Origin of the sequence: Mycobacterium szulgai (assembly GCF_002116635.1) — a bacterium.
Classification (GTDB): domain Bacteria; phylum Actinomycetota; class Actinomycetes; order Mycobacteriales; family Mycobacteriaceae; genus Mycobacterium; species Mycobacterium szulgai.
The window spans coordinates 1-26,736 of the sequence record NZ_LQPW01000010.1 but is presented as its reverse complement, the minus strand read 5'-3'; the positions used below and the strand labels follow the sequence as shown (position 1 = coordinate 26,736).

The following is a 26,736-nucleotide window of genomic DNA, read 5'->3' as shown; positions in this document are numbered from 1 at the left end:
GGCTAGCGGCGGGTGAAGGCCCGTGCGGTCGCCGGTCCCACTCCGAGCCGGCGGGCGGCGGTGAGGTCGGCGGGCGTGTCGACGTCGCAGCGCAGTCCAGGCCACGCACCGGTCAGCTCGATTGCACCCGAACGACGGTGCCGCGCGGACGAATCCGGTCCGAACTGTGGGTTCAGCGCGGTTCCGAAGGCGCACAGCACGGCCGTTCCGGTGCCCAGCCGGTCCGCGACGAAACTGCGTTCGTGATGACGGGCGGCAGCGATCGCCTCGGTGAGCTCCTGCGTCTGCAGTGCGGGTAAATCGCCTTGCAGGACAACAAGATTCGGAGTCGATGCAGACACCGTGCGTTCGGCGGCGACGATGGCGCTGTTCAGCGGATCGGGATCGCTTGCCGGTGTCGGGTCGGCCAGTACCTGGGCTCCGAGCTTGGCCGCGGCGGCGGCCGCGGCTTCGTCGGGCGTGATGACGCTGATCGAGCGCAATGCCGCCACCCGCGCCGCTGCGGTCAGGGTGTCGACCAGCATCGCCAGCACCACGCTTTCGCGCGTCTGCGCCGAGAAGACCGGCGCCAGCCTGGTCTTGGCCGCGGCCAACCGTTTCACGGCGATGATCAAGCCGACATCACCCGTACCCTCATCCCTGCCCTCAAGGCCCACGAGCGCCACATTAGCGTGACGGCAACCCACCGCCGGGTCTACTGTGTAGCGGCTGCAGATGGGCGTAACGGACGACACAGAGGTGGTAGATGGCCAGCACGGGAACCGTCGCGGTGATGGGAGCTGGTGCGTGGGGCACGGTCCTGGCCAAGGTGCTCGCCGACGCCGGCAGCGAGGTGACGCTCTGGGCGCGCCGGGCCGAGATCGCCGAACAGATCAATGCCACCCGGTACAACCCCGACTATCTGCCGGGCACCGTGCTGCCGCCCGCCGTCCGGGCGACCGCAGATGCGGCGGAGGCACTCAGCGGCGCCACGACCGTGCTGCTGGGCGTGCCCGCACAGACGATGCGAGCCAATCTCGAACAGTGGTCCGGTTTGTTTGACGAGGCGGCAACTCTGGTCAGCCTGGCCAAGGGCATCGAGCTCGGCACCTTGATGCGGATGAGCCAGGTGATCGTTGCGGTGACCGGATGGGACCCGGCACAGGTCGCGGTGATCTCGGGCCCGAACCTGGCCAGCGAAATCGCTCAGTGCCAGCCGGCCGCCACCGTCGTCGCGTGCAACGACTCCGGTAGGGCCGTAGCGCTACAGCGCTTCTTGAACAGTGGCTACTTCCGCCCGTACACCAACGCCGACGTGGTCGGCACCGAGATCGGCGGAGCCTGCAAGAACGTCATCGCGCTGGCCTGCGGGATGGCGGTCGGCGTCGGCTTGGGCGAGAACACCGCGGCGGCCATCATCACCCGGGGGCTGGCCGAGATCATGCGGCTGGGAATTGCGCTGGGCGCCAAGGGCGCCACTTTGGCCGGCCTGGCCGGGGTGGGTGACCTGGTGGCCACCTGCACCTCACCGCATTCGCGTAACCGGTCACTCGGCGAGCGCCTGGGCCGCGGCGAGACCGTGGAATTGGCGATGCAAAGCCGCGACGGGCATGTCGTCGAGGGCGTGACGTCGTGCGAATCGGTGCTGGCACTGGCGTCCAGTTACGACGTCGAGATGCCGCTCACCGACGCCGTGCACCGGGTCTGTCACAAGGGACTGTCGGTGAACGACGCGATAGCCCTGCTGTTGGGCCGCAGCACCAAGCCCGAGTGACGTAGGGCGACTAAAAGGCCAGCTTACGTCGCCGGATCCGACCCCGCGGCGGCTCACCCGGTAGCCTCTCCAGGTTGTGAATGCCAGGGAACGCCGCGTGCGCGTCGCCGTCGTATTCGGCGGGCGTAGCAACGAGCACGCCATTTCGTGTGTGTCCGCGGGCAGCATCCTGCGCAATCTGGACCCGCAGCGGTTCGAGGTGATCGCCATCGGCATTACCCCGCAAGGTTCCTGGGTGCTCACCGATGGCGATCCCGACGCGCTGGCGATCACCAACCGGCAACTGCCCGCGGTCACCGCCGAGTCGGGCACCGAACTAGCGTTGCCGGCCGATCCGCAGCGCGGCGGCCAGTTGGTTTCGTTGGCGGGCAGCGGCGGGGTCAACGCGGGAGCCGTCCTGGACTCGGTCGACGTGGTGTTCCCGGTCCTGCACGGCCCGTACGGCGAAGACGGCACGATTCAAGGCCTACTCGAACTCGCCGGTATCCCTTACGTCGGCGCTGGCGTGCTGGCCAGCGCGACGGGCATGGATAAGGAATTCACCAAGAAGCTGCTCGTGGCCGAGGGGCTTCCGGTCGGTGCGTATGCGGTGCTGCGTCCGTCGCGGGCGACATTGGACAGCCCGGAACGCGAGCGCCTGGGATTGCCGGTCTTCGTCAAACCGGCCCGCGGCGGTTCGTCGATCGGCGTCAGCCGGGTCTCGAGCTGGGATCAGCTGCCCGACGCCGTCGCGCTGGCTCGCCGTCATGATCCGAAGGTCATCGTCGAGGCGGCGATCAACGGCCGCGAGCTGGAATGCGGCGTTCTCGAAATGCCCGACGGCACAATCGAAGCCAGCACAATCGGGGAGATCCGGGTTGCCGGTGTGCGGGGCCGCGAGGACGGCTTCTACGACTTTGAAACCAAATACCTCGATGACGCAGCCGAACTGGACGTGCCCGCCAAGGTCGATGACGATGTCGCAGATGCGGTGCGGCAGTTGGCGATTCGGGCGTTCACGGCCATCGACTGCCAGGGATTGGCCCGGGTGGACTTCTTCCTCACCGACGACGGCCCGGTGATCAACGAGATCAACACGATGCCCGGATTCACCACGATTTCAATGTATCCGCGGATGTGGGCAGCCAGCGGCGTCGACTATCCCACTCTGCTGGCGACCATGGTGGACACTGCGCTGGCGCGCGGGGTGGGGTTGCGTTAGGCCTGATGGTGCCGACCCGCTGCGCCCGGCGCTAGCGCCGCGCTTGCGATCGGCACTAACCGGCCGGTGCCGGGTTGATGGGGACCGCGGCGATGGTGTGGTCGATCACCTCGGACAGTTGCTGGATCGGGGTCGGTCCGGATCCGGCGGGCAACGTCAGCGCCACATACACCGGGCGGTCCACGGTGTACCAGGTGGACCTGTTCTCCCCGGACTGTGCGGCGATCTCGAACCACTGCACCCGGTCAACGATCTGGATCGGGGAGCCCACCACGAAATCGGCTGGGCGGTCGAGCCCGCAGCGCAAGATCACCGGCTCGCCGCCGGACCCGGCGCGCCAGGCGCTGACACCGTCGGGCGCGGGCTGCGCCAGGGGCGCGCGCTGGAAGTCACCGAGCCGCTGCGGCAGGGCCGCCATCAGCGACCGGCACGGTGGCGCGGCCGCCTGTGGGGCGGGCACCGCGGCGATCGCGACGGGGTGCGACGACGGATCGCGGCTGGCCGCGAAGGCCAGAATCCCTGCGATCGTCGCAACGGCCAGTGTCACGGCGGCGACGATCACCGCGCGCGGCGGCCCGTCCGGCTCGGGCACCGAACACCTCCGGCTTCTCCTAGACTGGCGCGGGCAGGGGACCCAACTTACCGCAGGTCGGGGAAGGCACAGGCGACGTGAGCCAGGACGCATCGGGACAGCCCCCGACACTGGCGCAGCTCGGCGAGTTCGCCGTCATCGGCCGATTGGCGCGCGGTCGCCGGCAGCCCGCGGCCGTCACCGTCGGGCCCGGTGACGACGCGGCGGTGGTGACCGCCGCCGACGGTCGCACCGCGGTGTCGACGGACATGCTGGTGCAGGACCGGCATTTTCGGCTGGACTGGTCCACGCCACACGACGTCGGCCGCAAGGCGATCGCCCAGAACGCGGCCGACATCGAGGCGATGGGCGCGCGTCCCATCGCGTTCGTGGTGGGATTCGGGGCGCCGGGCGATACGCCGGCCGAGCAGGTCAGTGCGCTGGCCGACGGAATGTGGGACGAGGCGGCCCGGGTCGGCGCCGGGATCGCCGGCGGCGATCTGGTCAGCTGTCCACAGTGGGTGGTGTCGGTGACGGTGCTGGGCGATCTCGGCGGCCGGGCTCCGGTGTTGCGCTCGGGAGCGCGGGCCGGTTCAGTGCTCGCGGTTGCCGGCGAACTCGGCCGCTCGGCGGCCGGCTATGCGCTGTGGCACAACGGCATTGACGGATTCGACGATTTGCGTCGCCGGCATCTGGTACCCGAGCCGCCGTACGGGCAGGGCCGGGCTGCCGCGGCGGCCGCGGCCCAGGCGATGATCGACATTTCCGACGGGCTGATCGCCGATCTGCGCCACGTCGCCGAAGCGTCCGGGGTGGCCATCGACCTGAGCACCGCGGCGCTCACCGACGACCACGACGCGCTGGCCGGGGCCGCCGCGGCGGCCGACACCGACCCGTGGGGGTGGGTGCTCGGCGGCGGGGAAGACCACGCCCTGGCGGCTTGTTTCGCCGGACCGGTGCCGGCTGGCTGGCGAGTGATCGGACGGGTGCTGGACGGGCCGGGCCGGGTGCTCGTCGACGGCGCCGAATGGGAGGGGTATGCGGGGTGGCAGTCTTTCGCCGCCCGGTGACGATGCCGGCCGCGTACGGCCGGAGGAGAAAGCGGGCAATCTTAGGGAGGTTAGGGTGGCGCGGTGACCGTTTACGCGATCGCCCAGCTGAAGTTCACCGACCGGGCGGCATATGACCGGTACCAGGCACGGTTTTTGGAGGTCTTTCGTCGTCATCCGGGGACGCTGCTGGCGGCCGACGAGTCACCGCAGGTGGTCGAGGGGCAGTGGGACCGTGAAAAGGTGGTGCTGATGTCGTTTCCCGACGAGGCGACGTTCTATGGGTGGGCGCAATCTCGCGAGTATCAGGACATCTCGAAGGATCGCCGGGCCGGAGCCGACACCGTCGTGCTGCTGGCCAAGGGGCTGCAGTGAGCGCCCGCCCGTTGAACGAAATCGTCGAGCAGGGGTGGGCTGCGGCCCTGCAGCCGGTGGCCGACCAGGTCGCGCACATGGGGCAGTTCCTGCGCGAGGAGATCGCAGCCGGGCGCAGATACCTGCCCGCCGGGCAGAATGTGTTGCGCGCCTTCACTTTTCCCTTCGATCAGGTGCGCGTCCTGATTGTAGGCCAAGACCCCTATCCAACACCCGGACATGCTGTGGGACTGAGCTTTTCGGTGGCCCCCGACGTTCGTCCGCTGCCCCGCAGCCTGTCCAACATCTTCGATGAGTACGGCGCCGATCTGGGTTATCCGCAACCGTCGTCCGGCGATCTGACACCCTGGGCGCAGCGCGGGGTGATGCTGTTGAACAGGGTACTCACCGTGCGGCCGAGCAACCCCGCTTCCCATCGGGGCAAGGGCTGGGAAGCGGTGACGGAGTGCGCGATTCGCGCACTGGTCGCCCGGTCGCGGCCGCTGGTGGCGATCCTGTGGGGCCGCGACGCGTCCACGCTGAAGCCGATGCTGGCCACCGGCGATTGTGTGGCCATCGAGTCGCCCCACCCCTCACCGCTGTCGGCCTCGCGCGGCTTCTTCGGGTCCCGGCCGTTCAGCCGGGCCAACGAACTGCTGGCCGGAATGGGGGCCGAGCCGATCGATTGGCGGCTGCCGTGACCGAGATGACTGCGCTGCGCGCACACCGTCGCGGCGGCCCCGAAGTGCTGGTGGTCGAACGCGCTCCGGTGCCGGCGGCGACGCAAGGCGAAGTCTTGGTGGCGGTGCGCGCGGCCGCCATCACGTTCGACGAGTTGACCTGGGAAGAGACCTGGACCCGCGACGGTGTCGACCGGACGCCGGTGATCCCGTCACACGAGGTGTCCGGTGTGGTAGCCGATATAGGTTCGGGCGTAACGGATTTCGTGATCGGCGACGAAGTGTACGGGCTGATCCAGTTCGACCGCGACGGCGCGGCGGCCGATTTCGTAGCGGTTCCGGCCGCCGATCTGGCGGCCAAGCCGTCGACGGTCAGTCACACCGTCGCGGCCGCACTGCCGCTGGCCGGGCTGACCGCTTGGCAGGCGCTGGTCGAGCACGCTGCCCTGCGGCCGGGCGAATCGGTGCTGGTGCAAGGGGGGGCCGGGGGAGTCGGTGCGCTGACGGTCCAGTTGGCGGCCTATCTCGGCGGCGACGTCACCGCGACGGTGCGCAGCGACGCCGGCGCGCTGGTCCGGGGTTTCGGCGCCGGTCGGGTGATCGACGTGCGCAGCGAGGCGGTCGACGGCGCCTACGACGTCGTCATCGACACGGTGGGCGCAGACGTGCTGGACCTGTCGTACGGGCTGGTCCGTCCCGGCGGGCGGCTGATCACGTTGTCCGCACCGCCGCCGGCTGGCAAGGCCGACGAATACGGCCACGAATACGGTATTGCCGCAACGTTTTTCATCGTCACTCCCGATCGGGGCCAGCTCGGTGAGCTGGCCACGCTGGTGGACAGTGGCCGGCTGCGCGTCGAGATCGCCGAGACCTTTCGGCTGCAAGACGGCCGGGCGGCATTCGAAAGCGGGCGGCGCCGCAACCGCCGGGCGGGCAAAACGGTGATCGTGGTGGCGCAGGACTGAGCGCAGCAACGCATGTACGACTTGGACGAAACCATCCGGCAGCGGCGTTCGATACGCATGTTCTTGCCCGATCCGGTTCCGCGGGAGCTGGTCGAGCAGGCCCTCGAACTGGCCATGCGCGCACCGTCGAATTCCAATGTCCAGCCGTGGCATGTCGTGTTCACCACCGGCGCGGCCCGGGACCGGTTGGTCGCGGCCATGCTGGAAAAGGCCCGTTCGGCGCCCCCGAACGTGCCGCAACTACCGCCTGCTTTCGCTCACCTGCGCAGCGAGCTGGGGGCTCAGGTGTACGGCTCGATGGGCATCGCCCGCGAGGACGCCGAGGCCAGGCGCATTGCCGTGCTGCGCAATTGGGAGTTCTTCCGCGCTCCGATGGGTGCCGTGGTGTGTATGCACCGGGACTTCGGTCTGGTCGACAGCATGGGCGTAGGAATGTTCTTGCAGACGTTGGTACTGGGGTTGACCGCCCGCGGACTTGGCACCTGCGTTCAGGTTTCGATCGCCGGCTACCCCGACATCGTGCGCCGGCAGCTGGGCATCGCCGCCGAGATGACCCTGCTGTGCGGCCTGGCGATCGGCTACCCCGACCCCGATTTCTCCGGCAACTCACTGCGGATCGGTCGCGAGAGCGTCGACAAGCACGCGGTTTTTCTGGACGAGTGATCCGGCCGCGCACTGCGTGCCGGCGTGCGTGCCCGACCGCGTGCGGAATAGTTGGGAATACTGGCGTCAAGGGAGGGACGTAGGGGAGGAACATGACCAGGCCAAGCGATCCGGCTTCTCAAAGCGAGTCCTCGGGACCCATCGGCGTCGTCCAGGAGGTCACCGAAGACCTCGCCCACCGTGCTGCCGAGGTGTTGACCAAGCCGCGGCTGCGCGGCTGGATCCACTTCTACGCCGCCGGCGTGGCCGCGATCGCAGGTGCGGCGCTGGTGGCCGTCTCGTGGGCGGTCGCCTCAAAGCGGGCCGGACATGCGACGCTGGCATACGCCCTGGCGATCGTGGCGATGTTTGCCGTCAGCGCCATCTATCACCGTGTCCACTGGGAGTCGGCCAACGCCAGGAAATGGATGCGGCGGCTCGACCATTCGATGATCTTCGTGTTCATCGCCGGCACCTACACCCCGTTCGTCAGGCTGGCGATGCCGCGCGCGACCGGGCACGTCGCGTTGGCGATCGTGTGGGGAGCGGCGTTGGGCGGCGTCGCGCTGACGCTGTTCTGGCCGTCGGCGCCGCGCTGGGTGGGCGTGCCGCTCTATTTACTGCTGGGCTGGGTCGGGGTCTGGTACACCGGGATGATCTTGCACAACGCCGGGGTGGCCGCGCTGGTGTTGTTGGCCGTCGGCGGTGTCCTGTACAGCGTCGGCGCGGTGTTCTATGGCCTGCGCTGGCCGGATCCTTGGCCGCAAACGTTCGGCTACCACGAGTTGTTTCACGCCTGTACCGCGGTCGCGGCGATCTGCCACTACATAGCGATATGGTTTGCGGTTTTCTGAAGCTGCGGCGCGACTAGCCGCGGGTGACCTTGCCGGCCTTGATGCAGGAGGTGCAGACGTTGAGGCGCTTCTTGTTGCCGCCGGGACGCGTCACGGCGTGCACGGTCTGCACGTTGGGGTCCCACCGGCGGCTGGTGCGGCGGTGGGAGTGCGACACCGACTTGCCGAAGCCGGGGCCTTTCCCGCAGATATCGCACACAGCGGCCATTGTTCAAGCTCCTCAAGTCTCTTGCCGGACGACAGCCCAGGATAGCCGCTGGCATAGGCAAGTTCCAAAACGATCGACAACTCGCAGCACCGCGTCAGGGTCTGTGCTGTCCCCGCGGCTGGCTAGGCTCTGACTGATTCGGGGACTGGTTCGAGGCGCCGGCCGCAGGAGGTGGGGTCAAGGGTGAGTACGTCGGATCGGCTGCTGGACGCCCCGACCCTGCGGGAGTGGGCGCACATCGTCGTGAGCGATTTGATCACCCACACCGACGAGATCAACCGGCTCAACGTATTCCCGGTCGCCGACGCCGACACCGGCGCCAACATGCTGTTCACCATGCGTTCGGCGCTGGCCGAGGCCGATGCCGGCGGCGGTGGCGCTGATGTGGCCACGGTCGCCGCGGCACTGTCGGCCGGGGCGCTCAACGGCGCCCGGGGCAATTCCGGGGTCATCCTGTCCCAAATCCTGCGCGGCATCGCCGAGGCGACGGCTTTTGCGGCGGCCGAGTCCGGCGGTGTATTGCCGGTGATCGACGCCGACATCCTCGGGGCCGCGCTGTGGCGTGGCGTCGAGTTGGTCATCGCCTCGATGGGTGGCGAGGAGATCCCAGGGACCATCGTCACCGTGCTGCGCGCCGCCGCCGGTGCCGTCGAGCAGTGCGTCAAGGGTGGCGAGGGCTTGGCCCGTGCGGTCACGGCGGCCGGTGATGCGGCGGTTGTCGCACTGGAGAAGACCCCCGAGCAGCTCGACGTGCTGGCCGACGCCGGGGCGGTCGATGCCGGCGGTCGGGGCCTGCTGGTGATGCTGGACGCCTTACGTTCGACGATCACCGGGTATACGCCCGCACGATCGGTCTACGAACTGTCGCCGCGGGCGCCGGCCACGCCGAGTCCGTTGCGTAGCCCCGCTCCGCAATTCGAGGTGATGTACCTGCTGGCCGGTTTCGATGCCGCCGCGGTTGACGCGCTGCGCGACCGGCTGCAGGAGTTGGGTGAATCGGTGGCGATCGCCGCCGCGTTGGCCGACAGCTACTCGGTGCACGTGCACACCGACGATGCGGGCGCCGCCATTGAGGCGGGGTTGGCGGCTGGGCGACTCAGCCGGATCGTGGTTTCGGCGCTGAGTTCCGGCGCCAACGGACTGCCGGCCGGCTGCTGGACGCGGGAGCGGGCCGTGCTGGCCGTCGTCGACGGCGACGGCGCCGCCGAGTTGTTCGCCGCCGAGGGCGCCAACGTGCTGTGTCCGAGTCCAGACTCCGATATCAGCGCCCATCAGTTGGTCCGCGCGGTAGTGGATACCGGCGCAGCGCACGTGATGGTGCTGCCCAACGGGTATGTGGCCGCCGAAGAACTCGTCGCCGGTTGCACCGCGGCCAGCGGCTGGGGCGTGGACGTGGTCCCCGTACCGACCGGCTCGATGGTGCAGGGGCTGGCCGCGCTGGCCGTGCACGACCCGGGCCGCCAGGCCGTCGACGACGGCTACAGTATGGCCCGCGCCGCCGCCGCCGCCCGGCACGGCTCGGTGCGCACCGCCACGCAGAAGGCGCTGACCTGGGCCGGTACCTGTGAGCCGGGCGACGGCCTGGGCATCGCCGGGGACGAGGTGCTGATCGTGGCCGAGGATGTCCGGACCGCGGCCGTCGGTCTGCTCGACCTGTTGTTGGCTTCCGGAGGCGACTTGGTGACGGTGCTGGTCGGGGACTGCCTGAAGGGTGACGAGGCCGCGGACATCGGTGGCATCCTGGAAAAGCATGTACACGACCGCCATCCGGGTACCGAGCTGGTCACCTACCACACCGGGCATCGGGGTGACGCGTTGCTGATCGGGGTCGAGTAGCCATGGTGGCACTGGGTGACCGGCTGGATTTCATCGTCGGCGCCAAGGCCGCCGACAACCTCGACGCCGAGTTCGGCATCCGGACCGTCGACGATCTGCTGCGCCACTATCCGCGCAGCTACACCGAGACCGCATCGCGCCTCGGCGACGAGCGGCCCGAGCCCGGAGAACACATCACCCTCATTGACACCATCGCCGACGCGGCCACGCTTCCGATGAGAAGAGATCCCAAGAAGAAGTTTCTCCGCGTCACCCTCGGCTCTGGCCGCAACAAGGTGACGGCTACGTTCTTCAACGCGAACTACATCAGCAAGGGGCTCACCAAGGGCACCAAGGTGATGTTGTCCGGTGAAGTGGGTTACTTCAAGGGGGCCCTGCAGCTCACGCATCCGGCATTTCTCATCCTCGACTCGCCGGACGGCAAACACCACGGCACCAAGTCGATGAAGGTCATCGCCGATGCGTCCCGGGCCAGCAGCAACGAGGAATTGATGTCGGCGTTCGAGCGTCGTTTCTTCCCGATCTATCCAGCGAGCACCAAGATGCAGAGCTGGGACATCTTCAACTGCGTGCGGCAGGTGCTGGAAGTCCTTGACCCGGTGGATGATCCGTTGCCCGCCGAGTTACTCGCAGAGCACGGTCTCATCAGCGAAGACCAAGCCCTGCGCGCCATTCACCTCGCCGAGGACGAGTCTTTGCGTGCACAGGCGCGCCGGCGCCTGACCTTCGACGAGGCCGTCGGCCTGCAGTGGGCGCTGGTGGCCCGCCGACACGGTGAGCTGTCGGAGTCGGGACCGCCGGCACCGCCGCGATCCGACGGTCTGGCCGCAGAGTTGTTGGGGCGCTTACCCTTTGAGCTGACGAACGGCCAGCGTGAGGTGCTCGACGTGTTGTCCGTTGAGCTCGCGGCGACCCGCCCGCTCAACCGTCTGCTGCAGGGCGAAGTGGGATCGGGCAAGACGATCGTCGCGGTACTGGCGATGCTGCAGATGGTCGACGCGGGATACCAGTGCGCGCTCTTGGCGCCGACGGAAGTGCTTGCCGCCCAACACTTGCGGTCGATACGCGATGTCCTCGGGCCGTTGGCGATGGGTGGGCAGCTGGGCGGGGCCGATAACGCAACCCGGGTTGTGTTGCTCACCGGTTCGATGACAGCCGGGCAGAAGAAGCAGGTTCGCGCCGAGATCGTCAGCGGCCAGGCCGGCATCGTCATCGGCACCCATGCGCTGCTGCAGGACGCCGTCGACTTCCACAACCTCGGCATGGTGGTGGTCGACGAGCAGCACCGGTTCGGTGTCGAGCAGCGAGATCAATTGCGCGCCAAGGCTCCTGCCGGCATCACCCCGCACTTGCTGGTGATGACCGCGACGCCGATACCGCGCACCGTCGCGCTCACCGTCTACGGCGATTTGGAAACCTCGACCCTGCGCGAACTTCCCCGCGGGCGCCAGCCGATCGCCACCAACGTCATCTTCGTCGCCGACAAGCCCGCCTGGCTCGAGCGTGCCTGGCGGCGCATCATCGAGGAGGTCGCCGCCGGCCGTCAGGCCTACGTGGTGGCGCCCCGGATCGACGAATCCGACGACGCAGACTCCCAAGACGGCCGCCGGCCGTCGGCGACCGCGGAAGGTCTGTTCACCCGGTTACGCTCGGCCGAGCTGGCGGATCTGCGGTTGGCGCTCATGCACGGACGGTTGCCGTCCGACGAGAAAGAGGCCGCAATGGCGGCGTTCCGGGCCGGCGAGGTCGATGTGCTGGTGTGTACCACCGTCATTGAGGTGGGCGTCGACGTCCCTAACGCCACGGTCATGCTGGTGATGGATGCCGACCGGTTCGGTATCAGCCAATTGCATCAGCTGCGTGGCCGCATCGGACGCGGCGAGCATCCCAGCCTGTGCCTGCTGGCCAGCTGGGTGTCGCCCGGATCGCCGGCGGCGGACCGGCTGCGTGCGGTCGCTGGGACCCTGGACGGGTTCGCCCTGGCCGACCTGGATCTCAAGGAGCGCAAGGAGGGAGATGTGCTGGGCCGCAACCAGTCCGGCAAGGCTGTCACCCTGAAGCTGCTGTCGCTGGCCGAGCATCAGGTGTTCATCGAGGCCGCCCACGACTTCTGTACCCGCGCCTACGACGACGGAAATCCGCATCCCGGGCTGGAAGTGATGGCGGCACGATTCACCGACACCGACCGCATCGAATACCTGGACAAGGCGTGACGCGCCGGCTGTTGCTGTGGCTGGCGGCGGCCGCGGTGCTGGCGCTGGTGGTGGCCTACCAAACCCTGGGATCGTCGGCCCGGCATGCCGAGGAGTTCGCTGCGCGCGCCGACATTCCGACGGTGCAACCCGGCACCGATGTCCTCGCCGGAATCGCAGTGCTGCCCCAGCGCAGCCACCGCTACGACTACCGCAGAGCGGCATTCGGCGAGGCCTGGGACGACGACAACGACGCCCCGCTCGGACACAACGGCTGCGACACCCGCGACGACATCCTCAACCGGGATCTCACCGACAAGACCTATGTGGCCACCAAGCGCTGCCCGAATGCGGTGGCCACCGGCACGCTGCACGACCCCTACACCAACGCCGTCATCGCCTTCCAGCGTGGCGCCAAGGTCGGCGAAGCGGTGCAGATCGACCACATCGTCCCGCTCGCGTACGCATGGGACATGGGCGCCTACAGCTGGCCGGATCCGGTGCGGCTGCGGTTCGCCAATGATCCGGCCAATTTGCTGGCCGTCCAGGGGCAGGCCAATCAGAACAAGAGCGACCTGCCGCCGGCGCAGTGGATGCCGCCGAACACGGCGTTCGCCTGTCAGTACGCGATGCAGTTCATCGCCGTGCTGCGGGGTTACTCGCTACCAGTAGACCAGGCTTCCACCGACGTACTGCGCCAGGCCGCGGCTACCTGCCCGAGTGGCTAGTCCACACCTGACTACGCATTTGCAAGGGTTCGCGCGACCTCGCCGATGGATAGGCTGGCTGCGACAGTCGGGGACGGATTCGTAGCGGAAGGCGGACAGTGGTGGACGTCTACGAGGCGGTCACAAGCCGACGGGCGGTCCGCGGATTCACCGGCCAACCGGTACCCAGACAGGTGCTGGAGCGGGTGCTGTCCGCTGCGGCGTGGTCGCCGTCGGGCTCCAATCTTCAACCGTGGAACATCTACGTGGTAACCGGCGCGCCCCTGGCCGAACTCAAAAAGCGCGCCGTCGACCGGGTCGCCTCCGGCGTCCTCTGGGACGAGCGGGAATACGTGATGTACCCGCCCGCGATGAAGTCGCCATACCGCGAACGCCGATCCGCCTTCGGCCACGAGCGCTACAGTGCGCTCGGCATCGCGCGCGAGGACTGGGAGGCGCGCCAGCGCGCCGCGATCGCCAACTGGGATTGTTTCGGCGCGCCCGCTGCCCTGTTCTGCTACGTCGACCGCGACCTGGGTTTGGCCCAGTGGGCCGATCTCGGCATGTATCTGCAAACGGTAATGCTGCTGCTGCGTGCGGAGGGGCTACATAGCTGTCCACAGATGGCGTGGTCACAGGTCCACAAGACGGTCGAGGACATCGTTTCACCCCCAGCGGAGCTGATGCTGTTCTGTGGCATGTCGATCGGGTACGAGGACGCGACGGTGGAGTACATCCGCACGGGCCGGGCTCCGCTCGACGAGACGGTGACCTTTATCCAGGACTAGCCGCAATACCCACGTGAGAGTGAATCTGACGACGCGACGTTCCGATGAGGCGTCGGACGGTTCACACTCGCCGAGAGAAGTCGCTAGCCGGCGTAGGTCAGCGGGTCCTCGCGGATCCGGGTGCCGTCGTTGAGGCCGTTGATTGCGTCCATGTGCTCGGCGGCCAATTCGAAATCGAACACGTCGAGGTTGCTGGCGATGCGTTCGGCCTTGGCGGATCGGAATACGACCGCGTTGCCCAGTTGCAGGTTCCAGCGCAGCAGCACCTGTGCGGGTGTCTTCCCGTATTCGCCGGCGACCGAGGTCACCGTCGGGTTGTCCATCAGCCGGCCGAGCGCCAGCGGGGTGTAGGACTGCGTGACGACGTTGTGCTGGGCATTTGCCTTGCGCAGCTCGTCCTGGTTGAGCAGCGGGTGCAATTCGATCTGGTTGACCGCCGGCGTGACGAACGTGAGGTCGATGACCATCTCAAGATGCTCTTCGGTGAAGTTGGACACCCCGATCGAGCGGGCATGTCCTTCGCCGCGCGACTGGATCATCCCGCCGAACGCGTCCACATACTTGCCGACGGTCGGAGCCGGCCAGTGGATCAGGTACAGGTCCACGTAATCCAGGCCGAGCCGGTCAAGGCTGGCCTTACAGGCTTCCTGGGAGACGCTGAAACCATGCTCTGCGGTTGCCAGCTTGGTGGTGACGAACAGCTCGGCGCGCGGAATGCCCGAGGCCGCGATAGCGCGCCCCACGGCGGCTTCGTTTCCGTAGACGGCGGCGGTGTCGATCAGCCGGCAACCGATTTCCAGTGCCGCCGAGACCGCGCGTTCGGTCTCTTCCTCTGACAATTCCGCGACGCCGAGGCCAAGTACCGGCATCGTGTTCTCGTCGTTGAGCGTGATCGAAGGGATCGAGGGGCTGGGGGCGCCCGACATCATTTCACCTACCTGTTTGAAGTGAACGTTCTCGGATTGGGGCCAAGCCGTGTTCCGTCATCGAGCGACGAGATCGATGCCATTTCATTGGCGCTGAGTTCGAAGTCGAACACGTCGAAGTTGCTCGCAATCCGGATTGGGTTCACCGACTTGGGGATCACGATATTACCCAGTTGTATATGCCACCTAATCAACACCTGGGCCGGTGTCCGCCCACAGCCTTCCGCGACGGCCGTCACCGTCGGATGAGTCAGCAGCGTTCCGCGGCCCAAGGGCGACCATGCCTCGGTCGCGATACCAGTTTGAGCATGCACTTTGCGCAATTCGGTCTGCGGCAGCTGCGGATGCAGCTCGATCTGGTTGACCGCGGGGACGATGCCGGTGGCATCGATCAGGACCATGAGGTGCTCGGGCTCGAAATTGCTGACGCCAATAGAGCGGATTCGGCCCTGATCGCGGAGGTGGGCAAATGCCTTGAAAGTGTCCACGAACTTGTTGAGCAGCGGCTGGGGCCAATGAATCAGATAAAGGTCGAGATAATCCAGCCCGAGACGCTCCATGCTGGCGTCGAACGCCTTGAGCGTGCTGTCGTAGCCCTGGTCGGGATTGGCCAGCTTGGTCACCACGTACAGTTGGTCGCGGGGCACGTCGGAATCGGCGATCGCGCGCCCGGTCTCACGTTCATTGCGGTAGGCCGCCGCGGTGTCGATATGCCGATAACCGGCGCGCAGCGCGGCACCCACCGCCTGTTCGGTGTCTGCCGGCTCGATCTTGAAGACACCGAGCCCCACGGCGGGGATCGAGTTGCCGTCGTTCAGCGTCACAGAGCTTTGTTCTAGGGAGCAGCCCATGACCAAGAGTCTGCCAGGCTCGCCGGATCTGCAGCCGGGGGTAAGCCACGAATCGCTGCGGTGGACGACGCGCATGCAGAACACCGCCACCAGCGTCGGGATCAAGGTCATTCCGTGGATTCCCGCACGTGCCAAGCGGTTGCTCACGGGCGGACGTTCGGTGGTCATCGACGGCAACACACTCGATCCAACCCTGCAATTGATGCTCTCGGCGCAGCGGACCTTCGGGATCGACGGGCTGGTTGTCGAGGACGACCCGGCCGCCTCCCGGTCGTTGATGTTGCAAAGCATGCTGGACATGCCCGGTCCGCAGATTCATGTCGAGGTGAAAGAGTTAACGCTGCCGGGGCCGGCCGGTGAGCTGCGCGCCCGGCACTACCGGCCGCCCGGCGACGCGCCGGCGCCGCTGCTGGTCTTTTACCACGGCGGTGGCTTCACGATCGGCGACCTGGACACCCACGACGCGGTGTGCCGGCTGACCAGCCGGGACGCGGGCGTACACGTGCTGTCCGTCGACTACCGGCTGGCTCCCGAGCATCCCGCTCCGGCCGCGGCCGAGGACGCCTTCGCGGCGTTCAACTGGGCCTGCGAACACGCCGAAGAACTCGGCGCCATCCCCGGACAGGTCGCCGTCGGCGGCGACAGCGCGGGCGGCAACCTGGCCGCCGTGGTGGCTCAACTGGCGCGCGACGGCGGTGGCCCCACCCCGGTGCTGCAGTGGCTGATCTACCCGCGCACCGACCACACCGCCAAGACGCGGTCACTGAGCCTGTTCGCGCGCGGCTTCCTGCTCACCAAGCGCGACATCGATTGGTTTGAATCGCAATACCTGCGGGGTTCCGGAGTCGACCGGGCAGATCCCCGAGTGTCCCCGGCGCGGGCACAGTCGCTGTCCGGACTGGCGCCGGCACTCATCGCGGTCGCCGGTTTCGACCCGCTGCGCGACGAGGGCGCGGACTACGCGGCGGCGTTGCGAGCCGCGGGTACCCCGGTGGACCTGCGCAGCATGGGCTCGCTGGCGCATGGCTTCGTTAATCTGTTTCAGCTGGGTGGCGGCTGCGCCGCCGGGACGAAAGAGCTGATTTCGGCGCTGCGTGCGCACCTGAGCCGGGCCTGAGCTGGGGATGGAACCGCCGGTACGCTAGAGGCGCCCTGGCAACAAGCAGCCCGACCGAAGACATGTGAGGATCAGCGAACCTGTGGCCGACAAAAAGAAACCCCCGCGGATCGACCTGAAGTCGCCCGACGGCAAGTTCGGCCGGCTGCTGCAGATCGGTGGCACGGCGATCATCGTGCTGTTCGCCGTCGGCTTGGTCTTCTATATCGTCACGTCGCACCAAAAGAAGCAAAGTGCGGGGGTCGGGCCGGGCCATGCGGTCCGGGTGACCTCGGGCAAGTTGGTGACCCAGCCCGGGACCAGCAACCCCAAAGTGGTGCTCTCGTTCTACGAGGACTTCCTGTGCCCGGCGTGCGGCAATTTCGAGCGCAGCTTTGGGCCGACCGTTTCCAAACTCGTCGACATCGGCGCCGTTGCGGCCGACTACACAATGATTGCGTTCTTGAGCAGCCCGCAAAACCAGAACTACTCGGCGCGGGCCGCCGCCGCGGCCTATTGCGTAGCCGACGAGTCCCTGGAGGCATTCCGTCGCTTCCACGAGGCGCTGTACGACCCCAACATCCAGCCCAGAGAAGACGGCAAGAGCTTCCCCGACAACGCGAAGCTGATTGAAATCGCACGTCAATCCGGCGTGGTAGGCAAGGTGCCGGACTGCATCAACAGTGGCAAGTACATCTCGATGGTCGACGGGTTGGCCAGGGCTGAGAACATCCGGGCAACTCCGACGATCAAGTTCAACGGCAGCGACTATCAGTGGTCGACGCCGGACGCGTTGGTTGCCAAGGTCAAAGAGGTCGTCGGCAATGTGCCCGGCATTGACGCCCTCGCAGCCGGCGACGCATCCTGACGAGTGTGGTGTCAGCTCAACCCGCCGAGCCATCCGACGGTGTGACACCGGCTGCGCCGCGTGACATCGCGGTGCCCGCGCCCAGCGCGTGGTGGCTGCTGATTGCCGGCGTGATCGGCCTGGTCGCTTCGTTGACGCTGACGGTGGAGAAGATCGAGCTGCTCCTCAATTCGTCTTATGTGCCGTCCTGCAACGTCAACCCCATCTTGTCCTGCGGTTCGGTGATGGTGACGCCGCAGGCGTCGCTGCTGGGCTTCCCCAACCCCGTGGTCGGCATCGCCGGTTTCACCGTGGTGGTGGTGACGGGCGTGTTAGCGGTGACGAAAGTGCCGCTGCCACAGTGGTATTGGGCGGGGCTGACGATCGGGTTGCTGATTGGTGCAGGGTTCGTGCACTGGCTGATCTTTCAGAGCCTGTATCGAATCGGCGCTTTGTGCCCATACTGCATGGTGGTCTGGGCCGTCACCATCACGCTGCTGGTGGTGACGGCGTCCATCGTGGTTCGTCCCGTGCTGGCACGCCGGAATGCCGGCGTGGCGCGGCTGCTTTTCGGCTGGCGATGGTCGATCACCACGCTGTGGTTCACCGCGGTGTTCCTGATGATCATGGTCCGGTTTTGGAACTACTGGTCGACGCTCATCTGAGAGGGACCACCAACGTGATTTCCAAAGTGCTGGTGGCCAATCGCGGCGAGATCGCGATCCGGGCCTTCCGTGCGGCTTACGAACTCGGCATCGGCACCGTGGCCGTCTACGCGCACGAGGACCGCAATTCGCTGCATCGGACCAAGGCCGACGAGTCCTATCAGATCGGCGAACTCGGTCACCCGGTGCGCGCCTACCTGTCCGTCGACGAGATCGTCGACACCGCGCGGCGGGCCGGGGCCGACGCCGTCTACCCCGGTTACGGATTCCTGTCGGAGAACCCCGATTTGGCGGCGGCGTGCGCGAGCGCGGGCATCACCTTTGTCGGGCCCAGTGCCGAAGTGCTTGAGCTGACCGGAAATAAGTCGCGCGCCATCGCCGCGGCCCGGGAAGCGGGCCTGCCCGTGCTGACGTCGTCAGCGCCGTCGGCCTCGGTGGACGAGTTGGTTTCGGTCCTCGACCGCGACGCCGATGGGATGGGGTTCCCGTTGTTCGTCAAGGCGGTTGCCGGCGGCGGCGGACGCGGCATGCGGCGCGTCAACGACCGTGCGGGGCTGCCGGAAGCGATCGAAGCCGCCAGCCGGGAAGCCGAGTCGGCGTTCGGGGATCCGACGGTCTACCTCGAGCAGGCGGTGCGCAATCCGCGCCACATCGAGGTGCAGATTCTGGCCGACACCCACGGCAACGTGATCCACCTCTACGAGCGCGACTGCAGCGTGCAGCGACGGCATCAGAAGGTCATCGAACTGGCGCCGGCGCCCAACCTGCCGGCCGAATTGCGCGACAAGATCTGCGCCGACGCCGTCGCCTTCGCCCGCCACATCGGCTACAGCTGCGCCGGTACGGTCGAGTTCCTGCTGGACGAAAGCGGCGACTACGTCTTCATCGAGATGAATCCCCGGATCCAGGTGGAGCACACCGTCACCGAGGAGGTCACCGATGTCGACCTGGTCTCCAGCCAGCTACGCATCGCGTCCGGGGAGTCACTGGCCGACCTGGGCCTGACGCAGGATGCGGTCCGGCCACACGGCGCGGCGCTGCAGTGCCGCATCACCACCGAGGATCCGGCCAACGGCTTCCGGCCGGATACGGGGCGGATCAGCGCCCTGCGCACCCCCGGCGGTGCCGGTATCCGCCTGGACGGCAGCACTGTGCTGGGCGCCGAGATCAGCGCGCACTTCGATTCCATGCTGGTCAAGCTGACTTGCCGGGGCCGCGACTTCTCGACCGCGGTGAACCGGGCACGCCGGGCGATGGCCGAGTTCAGGATTCGCGGCGTATCGACGAATATCCCTTTCCTGCAAGCGGTTCTGGACGATCCCGACTTCCAGGCCGGCCGTATCACCACATCGTTCATCGATGAGCGCCCGCAGCTGCTTACCGCGCGAACCTCGGCCGACCGCGGCACCAAGATCCTCAACTACCTGGCCGATGTCACCGTCAACAAACCGCACGGCACCCGGCCGTCGACGGTGTACCCGCAGGACAAGCTGCCCGACATCGACTTGGACGCCCCGCCGCCCGCCGGGTCCAAGCAGCGGCTGGTCGAGCTGGGTCCGGAGGGCTTCGCGCGGTGGCTGCGGGCGGCGCCGGCGGTGGGCGTCACCGACACCACATTCCGCGACGCCCACCAATCGCTGCTGGCGACACGGGTGCGCACCAGCGGGTTGATGATGGTGGCGCCGTATGTCGCACGCCTGATGTCCCAGCTGCTCTCGGTCGAATGCTGGGGCGGCGCGACGTACGATGTGGCGCTGCGTTTCCTCAAAGAGGATCCCTGGGAGCGGCTGGCCACCCTGCGCGAACGGATGCCCAACATCTGCCTGCAGATGCTGCTTCGCGGGCGAAACACGGTGGGCTACACGCCATATCCGGTGAGGGTCACCTCAGCGTTCATCGAAGAGGCGACGGCCACCGGAATCGACATCTTCCGCATCTTCGACGCGCTGAACAACCTGGACTCGATGCGCCCGGCGATCGATGCGGTGCGCGAAACCGGTTCTGCGATAGCCGAAGTCGCGATGTGCTACAGCGGCGACCTGTCCGATCCGGCGGAGCGGCTCTACACCCTCGACTACTACCTGCGACTGGCCGAGCAGATCGCGGACGCCGGCGCGCACGTGCTGGCGATCAAGGACATGGCCGGGCTGTTGCGGGTTCCGGCCGCACGCACGCTGGTCGGCGCGCTGCGCAGCCGCTTCGACCTGCCGGTGCATGTGCACACCCATGACACTCCGGGCGGTCAGCTGGCCAGCTATGTGGCCGCCTGGCAGGCCGGTGCCGACGCGGTCGACGGTGCCGCCGCCCCGATGGCGGGGACCACCAGCCAGCCCGCGCTGAGTTCGATAGTGGCCGCCGCCGCGCACACCGACTACGACAGTGGGCTGTCGCTGGAGTCGGTGTGCGCGCTTGAGCCGTATTGGGAGGCGTTGCGAAAGGTATACGCGCCCTTCGAGTCTGGCTTGCCGGGCCCGACGGGACGGGTCTACCACCACGAGATTCCCGGGGGGCAGTTGTCCAACCTGCGCCAGCAGGCGATCGCGCTGGGGCTGGGCGACCGGTTCGAGGAGATCGAAGAGGCGTATGCGGGCGCCGACCGGGTATTGGGCCGGCTGATCAAGGTCACGCCCTCGTCGAAGGTGGTCGGTGACCTCGCCCTGGCGCTGGTCGGTTCGGGGCTGAGCGCCGACGAATTCGCTTCCGAACCAGCACGATTCGACATCCCGGACTCGGTGCTGGGCTTCCTGCAGGGCGAGTTGGGCGACCCGCCCGGCGGGTGGCCCGAGCCGCTGCGCAGCGCGGCGCTGGCCGGGCGGCCACCGGCTCGGCCTGCGCCCGAGCTGACCGAGGACGACAAGGCGGCGTTGGCCGCACCGGGGCCGAAACGTCAGGCCACCCTGAACCGGTTGCTATTTCCCGGTCCCACAAAGGAATTCGGTGAACACCGGGAAACCTACGGCGACACGTCACAGTTGTCGGCCAACCAGTTCTTCTACGGTCTGCGTCAAGGCGAAGAGCACCGGGTGAAGCTGGAGCGCGGCGTGGAGCTGTTGATCGGGCTGGAAGCCATCTCCGAGCCGGATGAGCGAGCCATGCGCACGGTGATGTGCATCATCAACGGCCAGCTGCGACCGGTGCTGGTGCGCGACCGCAGCATCGCCAGCGTCGTTCCGACCGCAGAGAAGGCCGACCGCGGCAACCCCGGCCACATCGCCGCGCCGTTCGCCGGCGTCGTCACCGTCAGCGTGTCCGAGGGCGAGGAGGTGAGCGCCGGACAGACCATCGCCACCATCGAGGCGATGAAGATGGAGGCGCCGGTCACCGCACCCGGCGACGGCACCGTGGCGCGGGTGGCGGTTTCCAGTACCGCTGCAGTGGAAGGCGGCGACCTGCTGGTGGTGCTGAGCTGACCAGGATTGTCGGCGGCGTCGCCGGAGGCCGGCGCATCGTCGTCCCGCCGCGGGGGACCAGGCCGACCACCGACCGGGTGCGCGAAGCGCTGTTCAATGTCCTTGCCGCGCGCCGTGATCTGACCGGCCTGGCGGTGCTGGACCTTTATGCCGGTTCGGGCGCGCTCGGGCTGGAGGCGCTGTCGCGCGGGGCGGCGTCGGCGTTGTTCGTGGAGTCCGGCCAGCGCACCGCTGCCGTCATCGCGCGCAACATCGATGCGGTGGGTCTGCCCGGTGCGACGCTGCGCCGCGGCGCGGTGGCGACCGTCCTGGCCGCCGGGACGCCAACTCCGGTGGATCTGGTGCTGGCCGATCCGCCCTATGACGTGAGCACCGCTGAGATCGACGCAGTCCTGGCCGCACTGGTCGCCCACGGCTGGGCCGGCCCCGGAACCGTCGCGGTGGTAGAGCGGGCGGCGAACAGCCCACCGTTGACGTGGCCGCAGGGTTGGGAACTGTGGCCATCTCGCGTCTACGGCGACACCCGTTTGGAGCTGGCCGAACTGGGCTGACCCCCTGCTACGGTCAATCGCTATGAGCGGCGCGGTATGCCCAGGATCATTCGACCCCGTCACGTTGGGCCACATCGACGTTTTCGAACGTGCGGCGGCACAGTTCGACGAGGTGGTGGTCGCGATCCTGACGAATCCCGCCAAGAAGGGGATGTTCGACCTGGACGAGCGCATCGCGATGATCAACGAGTCGACGACGCACTTGCCCAACCTGCGAGTGGAGTCCGGGCAGGGCCTGGTGGTTGACTTCGTCCGGTCCTGCGGGATGAATGCCATCGTCAAGGGTCTGCGCACCGGCACCGATTTCGAATACGAGCTGCAGATGGCGCAGATGAATAAGCACGTCGCCGGAGTCGACACCTTCTTCGTCGCGACGGCGCCGCGCTATTCGTTCGTGTCGTCGTCGCTGGCCAAAGAGGTCGCGTTGCTGGGCGGTGATGTATCCGAGCTGCTGCCCGAACCGGTTAACCGGCGGCTACGGGAGCAGATCGCGAAAAAACGGGCCTAGTCCTCAGCGGACCAGGCCCGTTCGAGTCGCTACGAACTTAGTTCGGGTCAAAGCACTGGTAGAACGTTTGCGTCGCGTAGTCGTAGCAGGTGTACGTGCCGTAAGCCTGGTGGGTCGGTGCCGCGTCGGCGGTGCCGACGGAGGCGCCAAGGGCCGCCAGACCTATTGCCGAGGCCAGCAATGACATCCCGGCCAAGGCACGGATACGGATGGTGTGCATTAGTACCTCTTGCTTTCCGCGTGGTTGCGTTGTTGGGGGGCGGCGGTTGCCGTTGCACAAAGATTGCGAGACGCCCCTTGGCGCAACCTTGGGACATCCTTGGCGTCGCGGAATGCGCCTTTAGAAGACGATGGTTTGGTTGTCGTGCAAGATAACCCGGTCCTGGCAGTGCCAGAGCACGGCGCGCGACAGCACCGCGCGCTCGACATCGGCGCCGACCCGCACCAGGTCGTCAACGGTGTGGGTGTGGTTGACCCGCACCACATCCTGTTCGATGATCGGGCCCTCGTCGAGCACCTCGGTGACGTAATGTGCCGTCGCGCCAACAAGTTTGACGCCTCGCTCGCGGGCCCGCTTGTACGGGGATGCGCCGATGAAGGCGGGTAAGAACGAGTGATGAATGTTGATCAGCGGGCAGCCGACGGCGTTGAGGAACTCCGGTGTGAGTATCTGCATGTAGCGGGCCAGCACCACCAAATCCACATTGCCGCTGAGTAACTGGAGCTGACGCTGTTCGGCCTCGGCGCGGGTGTCGCGGGTGGCGGGGATGTGGATGAACGGCACACCGAACGGGCGCACGTGCTCGGCCAGGTCAGGGTGGTTGGCGATCACCATGGCCACAGACATCTGCAATTCGCCGCGACGGTTGCGCCACAACAGATCCAGTAGGCAGTGGTCGTCGCGCGACGCCATGATGGCGACCCGCTTGGGCTTGGCCGCTTCGGTAAACCGGTAGTCGATGCTGAACTTGTCGGCGACGGTGGCGGCGAACTCGCGCTCCAGACCGTCGATCGCGGCCGTCAGGCCGGGCAAATGAAAGATCGCGCGCTGCAAGAAGGTTCCGTCCTCCGGCGCGGTGGAGTGCTGGTCCAGCGAGATGATGTTGGCCCCGGCCTGCTTCAGGAAGGTGCTCACCGCGGCGATGATGCCCGGGCGGTCATGGCAGCGAAGCAGCAGCCGACCGATGTCGGCCGGCGGCGGGGGACCGGCCGGCCGTTGCGGGTAGCTGTCCGGCTCATTCGGCGTTGGCACCTGCGGCCCCCTTTGCCGGTTGATCAGATTTCCGCAGGCCACTGTACAGCCGGCACGAGGCTTTGCCACCAGCTAGGCAAACCGATCAATGAACCTCCGGAAAAATACGGCCCAGCGTCAGGTGTCAGAGACGAGTAGCCGGCGTTGACCATCGGCTGCAATACCGAGTTGAGATGATCGACGATCGGCGCCGCGACACCGATCTGCTTGAGCGGCAACAACATCGGCAGAGTGGCTGAGGGGAGCATGTAGGTGGTGATCGTGCCTCCCAGAGGATCGGTGACACTGGACAGCTGCACCATGTCCGACGGTGATAACAGTGCGACCGGGTCGTGGTAGTAGGCCGCCCCGAACAGTGAGTTCGCCACCGCCAACAGATTCCAGGGCCGGTCGGGCGGATTGCCCCAGAAGTCGTACTGGCCGAACACCACGCTGACGTCGTACTGGGTGTGCGCTAGGGGCTGCACCGTGTAGTCGATCAGAGGCACCGTCGCCCCTTTCGGCAGATAGATATGCGCCAAGCCGAGCTCCGGGCTGGAGAACATGGCGAACTGCAGCGCATGGGCGGGCGGCGCGTCCGGGGCCGTTGCCAGGTAAGCCAACTCGCGGTTGACGACGATGGTTCCCTGCGATAGCCCGGCGATATGCACCGGCGATCCGTTGCCGTTGACAACGGCGTTCGTGATCTGGTCGTTGAGTGCGCGCTGTCCCATGGCGATGGCGTCATTGGCGCCGGGAGCGGCCAGGCTTCCGCTGAAGATGCCAATGCTGGCCGGGTAGTTGACCACCTGGGCGATGGTGTTGGGGAACCAGTTCTGGCCGATGGCGTGGTTGAGTAAGTCATAGCCCTGCAGGATCGACACCGTGCTCGGTCCCGCGACGCCGCCTTCAAGGAATTTCTGTCCGAGGTAGGGGAGCCGAGTGAGGAAATTCGGTTGGTAAAGCGGTCCCGCGCCGGGGATCGTGATCCGAGTGCCCGCGGCGGCCGTGGTGGTCGCGTTGGCGAGCTCGGCGCTGCGATACGCGTTCGCCGTCGCCGCCAACGTCTGCACGAACCGCTCGTGGAAGTCCGCCGCTTGCGCGCTGATCGACTGGTATGCCGAGCCGTGGGCGCTGAATAAGGCCGCAATGCCCGTCGACACCTCGTCGGCAGCCGCGGTCAGCAAGGATGTGGTGGAGCTAGCCGCTGCCGCGTTGGCCGCGCTGACCGCCGACCCCATCGCGGCCACACTCTGGGCAGCGGTCCTCAGGAAATCGGGTGTTGCCACGACGTACGACACTGGCGCCTCCTCGAGGTGGCTGTGAGGTTACTCGCAGCCCGAGTCGCGCGCGGGCTTTCTTGACACCGTCATTTGCACTCACTTCGGCGACGATCCGCGGCGCGCTCGTCCCGAGAGTAAGGGGAGCAAAATGACCGGGACAGCAAGCGTTGACGCGGAACTTCGGCAGTTAAGCGAAACTACCGTCCTCGCGCATTTCGAAGCAGAGAACAAGCACGACGTCGCGGCCACGCTTGCGACATTCAAATCCGGTTCCGCCCGAACGGAGTTGCCCGGCGAAGTCGCCGATGGGCCGAATGCCGTCGCCGCTGCATACCGAGAACTCTTCACCGCTTTTCCGGACATGCGCTTCATCGACATCAAGCCGGAATCGCTATGTCACCACGGCAACAGGGGTGATTTTGGAATCTCGCGTGCAGGGTACTCACCGGGGACCGTATCGCGGCCTGGCCCCGACTGGCCCTTGGGTCGATCTGCCGGTGGTAGCGATCTTCGAGTTCGACGGCCCCGATCTCGTCTGTGAGCGCGCCTACTTCGACCGCCTCGCGTTGTTGATGCTCCTCGGCGTCGCTCGCGACCCCAAACAGCCGGGCCGGTCGGATCGCCGCTCTCCTCAACCACCCCGTGACGGTCGCGCGAGCGGCATTGCGTGCTGCGCGCGGAGCAAGTTAACGCCGCAATGCCGCGCGCGGGCTTCCTTACGGGGCCGCGTCGTCTTCTTCCACCAAGAGTTTCTCCGGGTGGTGGAAGGTATTGGTCCTGGGCTGGCCGTGGTCGAGGTGGGGCGGCGGGATCCATTCGGTGTCGCCTCGGGCGTTTTTCCTAGTGGCCCAGCCCTTTTCGGCCAGCGGGTGATGTCCGCCGCAGGCGAAGGTGAGCTGGTCGATGTCGGTGCTGCGGCACTGGGCATAGGGGGTGCAGTGGTGCACTTCGCAGTTGTACCCGGGCATGTCGCAGCCCGGTGCCGAACAGCCGCGGTCCTTGGCGTACAACACAATCCGCTGCGCCGGCGAGGCCAGACGCTTCGTGTGATACAGCGTCAGGGGCTTGCCCTCGTCGAAGATCGCCAAGTAATGGTTGGCCTGGCGGCCCAAACGGATGACGTCGGACATGGGCAGGATGGTGCCGCCGCCGGTAAGGCCGCGCCCGGCCGCGGCTTGTAGTTCCTGGAGTGTGGTGGTGACGATGATCGAGGCCGGTAAGCCGTTGTGCTGACCCAACTCTCCGGACATCAACAGCGCCCGTAGCCCGGCCAGCAGGCCGTCGTGGAATCGCTGGGGTTTGGAGCGCAGGTCGCGGCGCGCCGCTTCTGCGGAGGGCTGGTCATCGACCACCGGGGCTTCGTCGTCGCGGTTACACATCCCCGGTGCGGCCAGTTTGGCTTCGACGGCTTCCAGGGTGGCCCGCAGCTCGGGATCCACATAGCCGCTCAGGCGCGACATGCCGTCGTGTTCCTGCTTGCCCAGGGTAAGCCCGCGTTTGCGGGCGCGGTCCTCGTCGGTGTAGTTGCCGTCGGGATGTAGCCAATCCATCAGCTGTTTGGCCAGTCC

At 67.0% G+C, this 26,736-nt stretch carries 28 protein-coding genes; 19 read left to right on the top strand and 9 right to left on the bottom strand.

All coding sequences use genetic code 11. The annotated features are described in order from the left end of the window. Positions 1–2: 2 nt before the first annotated feature. A complete protein-coding gene (gene cofC, locus AWC27_RS02230) occupies positions 3–656 on the bottom strand; it encodes a 2-phospho-L-lactate guanylyltransferase (RefSeq protein WP_085668992.1) in 654 nt (217 codons plus the stop codon). A gap of 89 nt (positions 657–745) precedes the next feature. On the opposite strand from cofC, the gene AWC27_RS02225 reads away from it, so the two are divergent. Together AWC27_RS02225 and AWC27_RS02220 are read left to right on the top strand one after the other, a co-directional pair. Further along, positions 746–1,753, top strand: coding sequence for an NAD(P)H-dependent glycerol-3-phosphate dehydrogenase (locus AWC27_RS02225; RefSeq protein ID WP_085668991.1), 1,008 nt, complete (start codon positions 746–748; stop codon positions 1,751–1,753). 76 nt (positions 1,754–1,829) lie between these two features. Continuing rightward, entirely contained in the window at positions 1,830–2,954 is a 1,125-nt protein-coding gene (locus AWC27_RS02220; RefSeq protein ID WP_085668990.1) for a D-alanine--D-alanine ligase family protein, read from the top strand. A 55-nt stretch (positions 2,955–3,009) separates the two neighbouring features. Here the strand turns inward: AWC27_RS02220 and AWC27_RS02215 are convergent, their stop codons facing one another. After that, positions 3,010–3,546 (bottom strand): DUF3515 domain-containing protein, encoded by a 537-nt coding sequence (locus AWC27_RS02215; protein WP_245846791.1) that lies wholly within the window; start codon positions 3,544–3,546, stop codon positions 3,010–3,012. A gap of 77 nt (positions 3,547–3,623) precedes the next feature. Here AWC27_RS02215 and AWC27_RS02210 point away from each other — a divergent pair, with 77 nt between their 5' ends. The 6 genes from AWC27_RS02210 to trhA all read left to right on the top strand — a co-directional run bounded on the left by AWC27_RS02210 (position 3,624) and on the right by trhA (position 8,069). Then, entirely contained in the window at positions 3,624–4,595 is a 972-nt protein-coding gene (locus AWC27_RS02210; protein WP_085668988.1) for a thiamine-phosphate kinase, read from the top strand. 63 nt (positions 4,596–4,658) lie between these two features. Continuing rightward, positions 4,659–4,949: a DUF1330 domain-containing protein gene (locus tag AWC27_RS02205; protein ID WP_085668987.1), complete on the top strand. Its 291-nt coding sequence runs from the start codon at positions 4,659–4,661 to the stop codon at positions 4,947–4,949. After that, entirely contained in the window at positions 4,946–5,629 is a 684-nt protein-coding gene (locus AWC27_RS02200; RefSeq protein WP_085668986.1) for a uracil-DNA glycosylase, read from the top strand. The genes AWC27_RS02205 and AWC27_RS02200 overlap by 4 nt, the downstream gene beginning before the upstream one ends. A gap of 5 nt (positions 5,630–5,634) precedes the next feature. Beyond that, complete coding sequence (locus tag AWC27_RS02195; RefSeq protein WP_085669086.1) at positions 5,635–6,573, top strand: NADP-dependent oxidoreductase; 939 nt, start codon at positions 5,635–5,637, stop codon at positions 6,571–6,573. Between the two features lie 12 nt (positions 6,574–6,585). Continuing rightward, positions 6,586–7,236, top strand: a complete 651-nt coding sequence (locus tag AWC27_RS02190) for a nitroreductase (RefSeq protein ID WP_085668985.1) — start codon at positions 6,586–6,588, stop codon at positions 7,234–7,236. A 92-nt stretch (positions 7,237–7,328) separates the two neighbouring features. After that, positions 7,329–8,069, top strand: a complete 741-nt coding sequence (gene trhA, locus AWC27_RS02185) for a PAQR family membrane homeostasis protein TrhA (RefSeq protein WP_085668984.1) — start codon at positions 7,329–7,331, stop codon at positions 8,067–8,069. 13 nt (positions 8,070–8,082) lie between these two features. Here trhA and rpmB read toward each other — a convergent pair whose 3' ends face one another. Beyond that, positions 8,083–8,277 carry a 50S ribosomal protein L28 gene (gene rpmB, locus AWC27_RS02180; protein WP_083115929.1) on the bottom strand — a complete coding sequence of 65 codons (195 nt, stop codon included), beginning with the start codon at positions 8,275–8,277 and terminating at the stop codon, positions 8,083–8,085. A gap of 183 nt (positions 8,278–8,460) precedes the next feature. Between rpmB and AWC27_RS02175 the strand changes: the two genes are divergently transcribed. The 4 genes from AWC27_RS02175 to AWC27_RS02160 all read left to right on the top strand — a co-directional run bounded on the left by AWC27_RS02175 (position 8,461) and on the right by AWC27_RS02160 (position 13,800). Beyond that, positions 8,461–10,113, top strand: a complete 1,653-nt coding sequence (locus tag AWC27_RS02175; protein ID WP_085668983.1) for a DAK2 domain-containing protein — start codon at positions 8,461–8,463, stop codon at positions 10,111–10,113. 2 nt (positions 10,114–10,115) lie between these two features. Beyond that, the gene (gene recG, locus AWC27_RS02170) at positions 10,116–12,326 is read left to right on the top strand and encodes an ATP-dependent DNA helicase RecG (protein ID WP_085668982.1); all 2,211 of its coding nucleotides are present in this window, start codon (positions 10,116–10,118) and stop codon (positions 12,324–12,326) included. After that, the gene (locus tag AWC27_RS02165) at positions 12,323–13,033 is read left to right on the top strand and encodes an HNH endonuclease family protein (protein WP_085668981.1); all 711 of its coding nucleotides are present in this window, start codon (positions 12,323–12,325) and stop codon (positions 13,031–13,033) included. The genes recG and AWC27_RS02165 overlap by 4 nt, the downstream gene beginning before the upstream one ends. A gap of 101 nt (positions 13,034–13,134) precedes the next feature. After that, positions 13,135–13,800 (top strand): nitroreductase, encoded by a 666-nt coding sequence (locus AWC27_RS02160; protein WP_211281536.1) that lies wholly within the window; start codon positions 13,135–13,137, stop codon positions 13,798–13,800. An 83-nt stretch (positions 13,801–13,883) separates the two neighbouring features. Here AWC27_RS02160 and AWC27_RS02155 read toward each other — a convergent pair whose 3' ends face one another. Both AWC27_RS02155 and AWC27_RS02150 read right to left on the bottom strand, forming a co-directional pair. Further along, positions 13,884–14,729, bottom strand: coding sequence for an aldo/keto reductase (locus tag AWC27_RS02155; protein WP_085668979.1), 846 nt, complete (start codon positions 14,727–14,729; stop codon positions 13,884–13,886). 5 nt (positions 14,730–14,734) lie between these two features. Then, the gene (locus AWC27_RS02150) at positions 14,735–15,577 is read right to left on the bottom strand and encodes an aldo/keto reductase (RefSeq protein WP_085668978.1); all 843 of its coding nucleotides are present in this window, start codon (positions 15,575–15,577) and stop codon (positions 14,735–14,737) included. Here AWC27_RS02150 and AWC27_RS02145 point away from each other — a divergent pair. From AWC27_RS02145 to coaD, 6 genes are all read left to right on the top strand, one after another. Next, positions 15,576–16,694 carry an alpha/beta hydrolase gene (locus AWC27_RS02145; protein WP_085668977.1) on the top strand — a complete coding sequence of 373 codons (1,119 nt, stop codon included), beginning with the start codon at positions 15,576–15,578 and terminating at the stop codon, positions 16,692–16,694. The two genes, AWC27_RS02150 and AWC27_RS02145, sit on opposite strands and share 2 nt — an antisense overlap. A gap of 82 nt (positions 16,695–16,776) precedes the next feature. Continuing rightward, positions 16,777–17,541 (top strand): DsbA family protein, encoded by a 765-nt coding sequence (locus tag AWC27_RS02140; RefSeq protein ID WP_085668976.1) that lies wholly within the window; start codon positions 16,777–16,779, stop codon positions 17,539–17,541. A gap of 5 nt (positions 17,542–17,546) precedes the next feature. Further along, positions 17,547–18,185 carry a vitamin K epoxide reductase family protein gene (locus tag AWC27_RS02135; protein WP_139836714.1) on the top strand — a complete coding sequence of 213 codons (639 nt, stop codon included), beginning with the start codon at positions 17,547–17,549 and terminating at the stop codon, positions 18,183–18,185. Positions 18,186–18,199: 14 nt separating this feature from the next. Then, positions 18,200–21,595 (top strand): pyruvate carboxylase, encoded by a 3,396-nt coding sequence (locus tag AWC27_RS02130; RefSeq protein WP_085668974.1) that lies wholly within the window; start codon positions 18,200–18,202, stop codon positions 21,593–21,595. Continuing rightward, positions 21,592–22,146, top strand: a complete 555-nt coding sequence (rsmD, locus tag AWC27_RS02125; protein WP_085669085.1) for a 16S rRNA (guanine(966)-N(2))-methyltransferase RsmD — start codon at positions 21,592–21,594, stop codon at positions 22,144–22,146. Before AWC27_RS02130 ends, rsmD begins: the two co-directional genes overlap by 4 nt. Before the next feature lie 22 nt (positions 22,147–22,168). Continuing rightward, the gene (gene coaD / locus AWC27_RS02120; protein ID WP_085668973.1) at positions 22,169–22,654 is read left to right on the top strand and encodes a pantetheine-phosphate adenylyltransferase; all 486 of its coding nucleotides are present in this window, start codon (positions 22,169–22,171) and stop codon (positions 22,652–22,654) included. Between the two features lie 37 nt (positions 22,655–22,691). Here the strand turns inward: coaD and AWC27_RS02115 are convergent, their stop codons facing one another. The 3 genes from AWC27_RS02115 to AWC27_RS32560 all read right to left on the bottom strand — a co-directional run bounded on the left by AWC27_RS02115 (position 22,692) and on the right by AWC27_RS32560 (position 25,186). After that, positions 22,692–22,874, bottom strand: coding sequence for a hypothetical protein (locus AWC27_RS02115; RefSeq protein ID WP_085668972.1), 183 nt, complete (start codon positions 22,872–22,874; stop codon positions 22,692–22,694). Between the two features lie 120 nt (positions 22,875–22,994). Further along, complete coding sequence (purU, locus tag AWC27_RS02110) at positions 22,995–23,930, bottom strand: formyltetrahydrofolate deformylase (protein WP_139836722.1); 936 nt, start codon at positions 23,928–23,930, stop codon at positions 22,995–22,997. Continuing rightward, complete coding sequence (locus AWC27_RS32560; RefSeq protein WP_085668971.1) at positions 23,930–25,186, bottom strand: PE-PPE domain-containing protein; 1,257 nt, start codon at positions 25,184–25,186, stop codon at positions 23,930–23,932. Before AWC27_RS32560 ends, purU begins: the two co-directional genes overlap by 1 nt. Before the next feature lie 130 nt (positions 25,187–25,316). On the opposite strand from AWC27_RS32560, the gene AWC27_RS29830 reads away from it, so the two are divergent. Further along, complete coding sequence (locus AWC27_RS29830) at positions 25,317–25,709, top strand: nuclear transport factor 2 family protein (RefSeq protein ID WP_139836713.1); 393 nt, start codon at positions 25,317–25,319, stop codon at positions 25,707–25,709. A 175-nt stretch (positions 25,710–25,884) separates the two neighbouring features. Here AWC27_RS29830 and AWC27_RS02100 read toward each other — a convergent pair. Next, positions 25,885–26,736: HNH endonuclease signature motif containing protein (locus tag AWC27_RS02100; protein ID WP_139836712.1), on the bottom strand; the 852-nt coding region annotated here is incomplete at its 5' end.

Coding starts and splice junctions, on each gene's coding strand:
- AWC27_RS02225 (WP_085668991.1), top strand. CDS start 746: ATGGCCAGCACGGGAACCGTCGCGGTGATGGGAGCTGGTGCGTGGGGC.
- AWC27_RS02195 (WP_085669086.1), top strand. CDS start 5,635: ATGACTGCGCTGCGCGCACACCGTCGCGGCGGCCCCGAAGTGCTGGTG.
- AWC27_RS02190 (WP_085668985.1), top strand. CDS start 6,586: ATGTACGACTTGGACGAAACCATCCGGCAGCGGCGTTCGATACGCATG.
- trhA (WP_085668984.1), top strand. CDS start 7,329: ATGACCAGGCCAAGCGATCCGGCTTCTCAAAGCGAGTCCTCGGGACCC.
- rpmB (WP_083115929.1), bottom strand. CDS start 8,277: ATGGCCGCTGTGTGCGATATCTGCGGGAAAGGCCCCGGCTTCGGCAAG.
- recG (WP_085668982.1), top strand. CDS start 10,116: ATGGTGGCACTGGGTGACCGGCTGGATTTCATCGTCGGCGCCAAGGCC.
- AWC27_RS02155 (WP_085668979.1), bottom strand. CDS start 14,729: ATGATGTCGGGCGCCCCCAGCCCCTCGATCCCTTCGATCACGCTCAAC.
- AWC27_RS02145 (WP_085668977.1), top strand. CDS start 15,576: ATGACCAAGAGTCTGCCAGGCTCGCCGGATCTGCAGCCGGGGGTAAGC.
- AWC27_RS02150 (WP_085668978.1), bottom strand. CDS start 15,577: ATGGGCTGCTCCCTAGAACAAAGCTCTGTGACGCTGAACGACGGCAAC.
- coaD (WP_085668973.1), top strand. CDS start 22,169: ATGAGCGGCGCGGTATGCCCAGGATCATTCGACCCCGTCACGTTGGGC.
- AWC27_RS02115 (WP_085668972.1), bottom strand. CDS start 22,874: ATGCACACCATCCGTATCCGTGCCTTGGCCGGGATGTCATTGCTGGCC.
- AWC27_RS29830 (WP_139836713.1), top strand. CDS start 25,317: ATGACCGGGACAGCAAGCGTTGACGCGGAACTTCGGCAGTTAAGCGAA.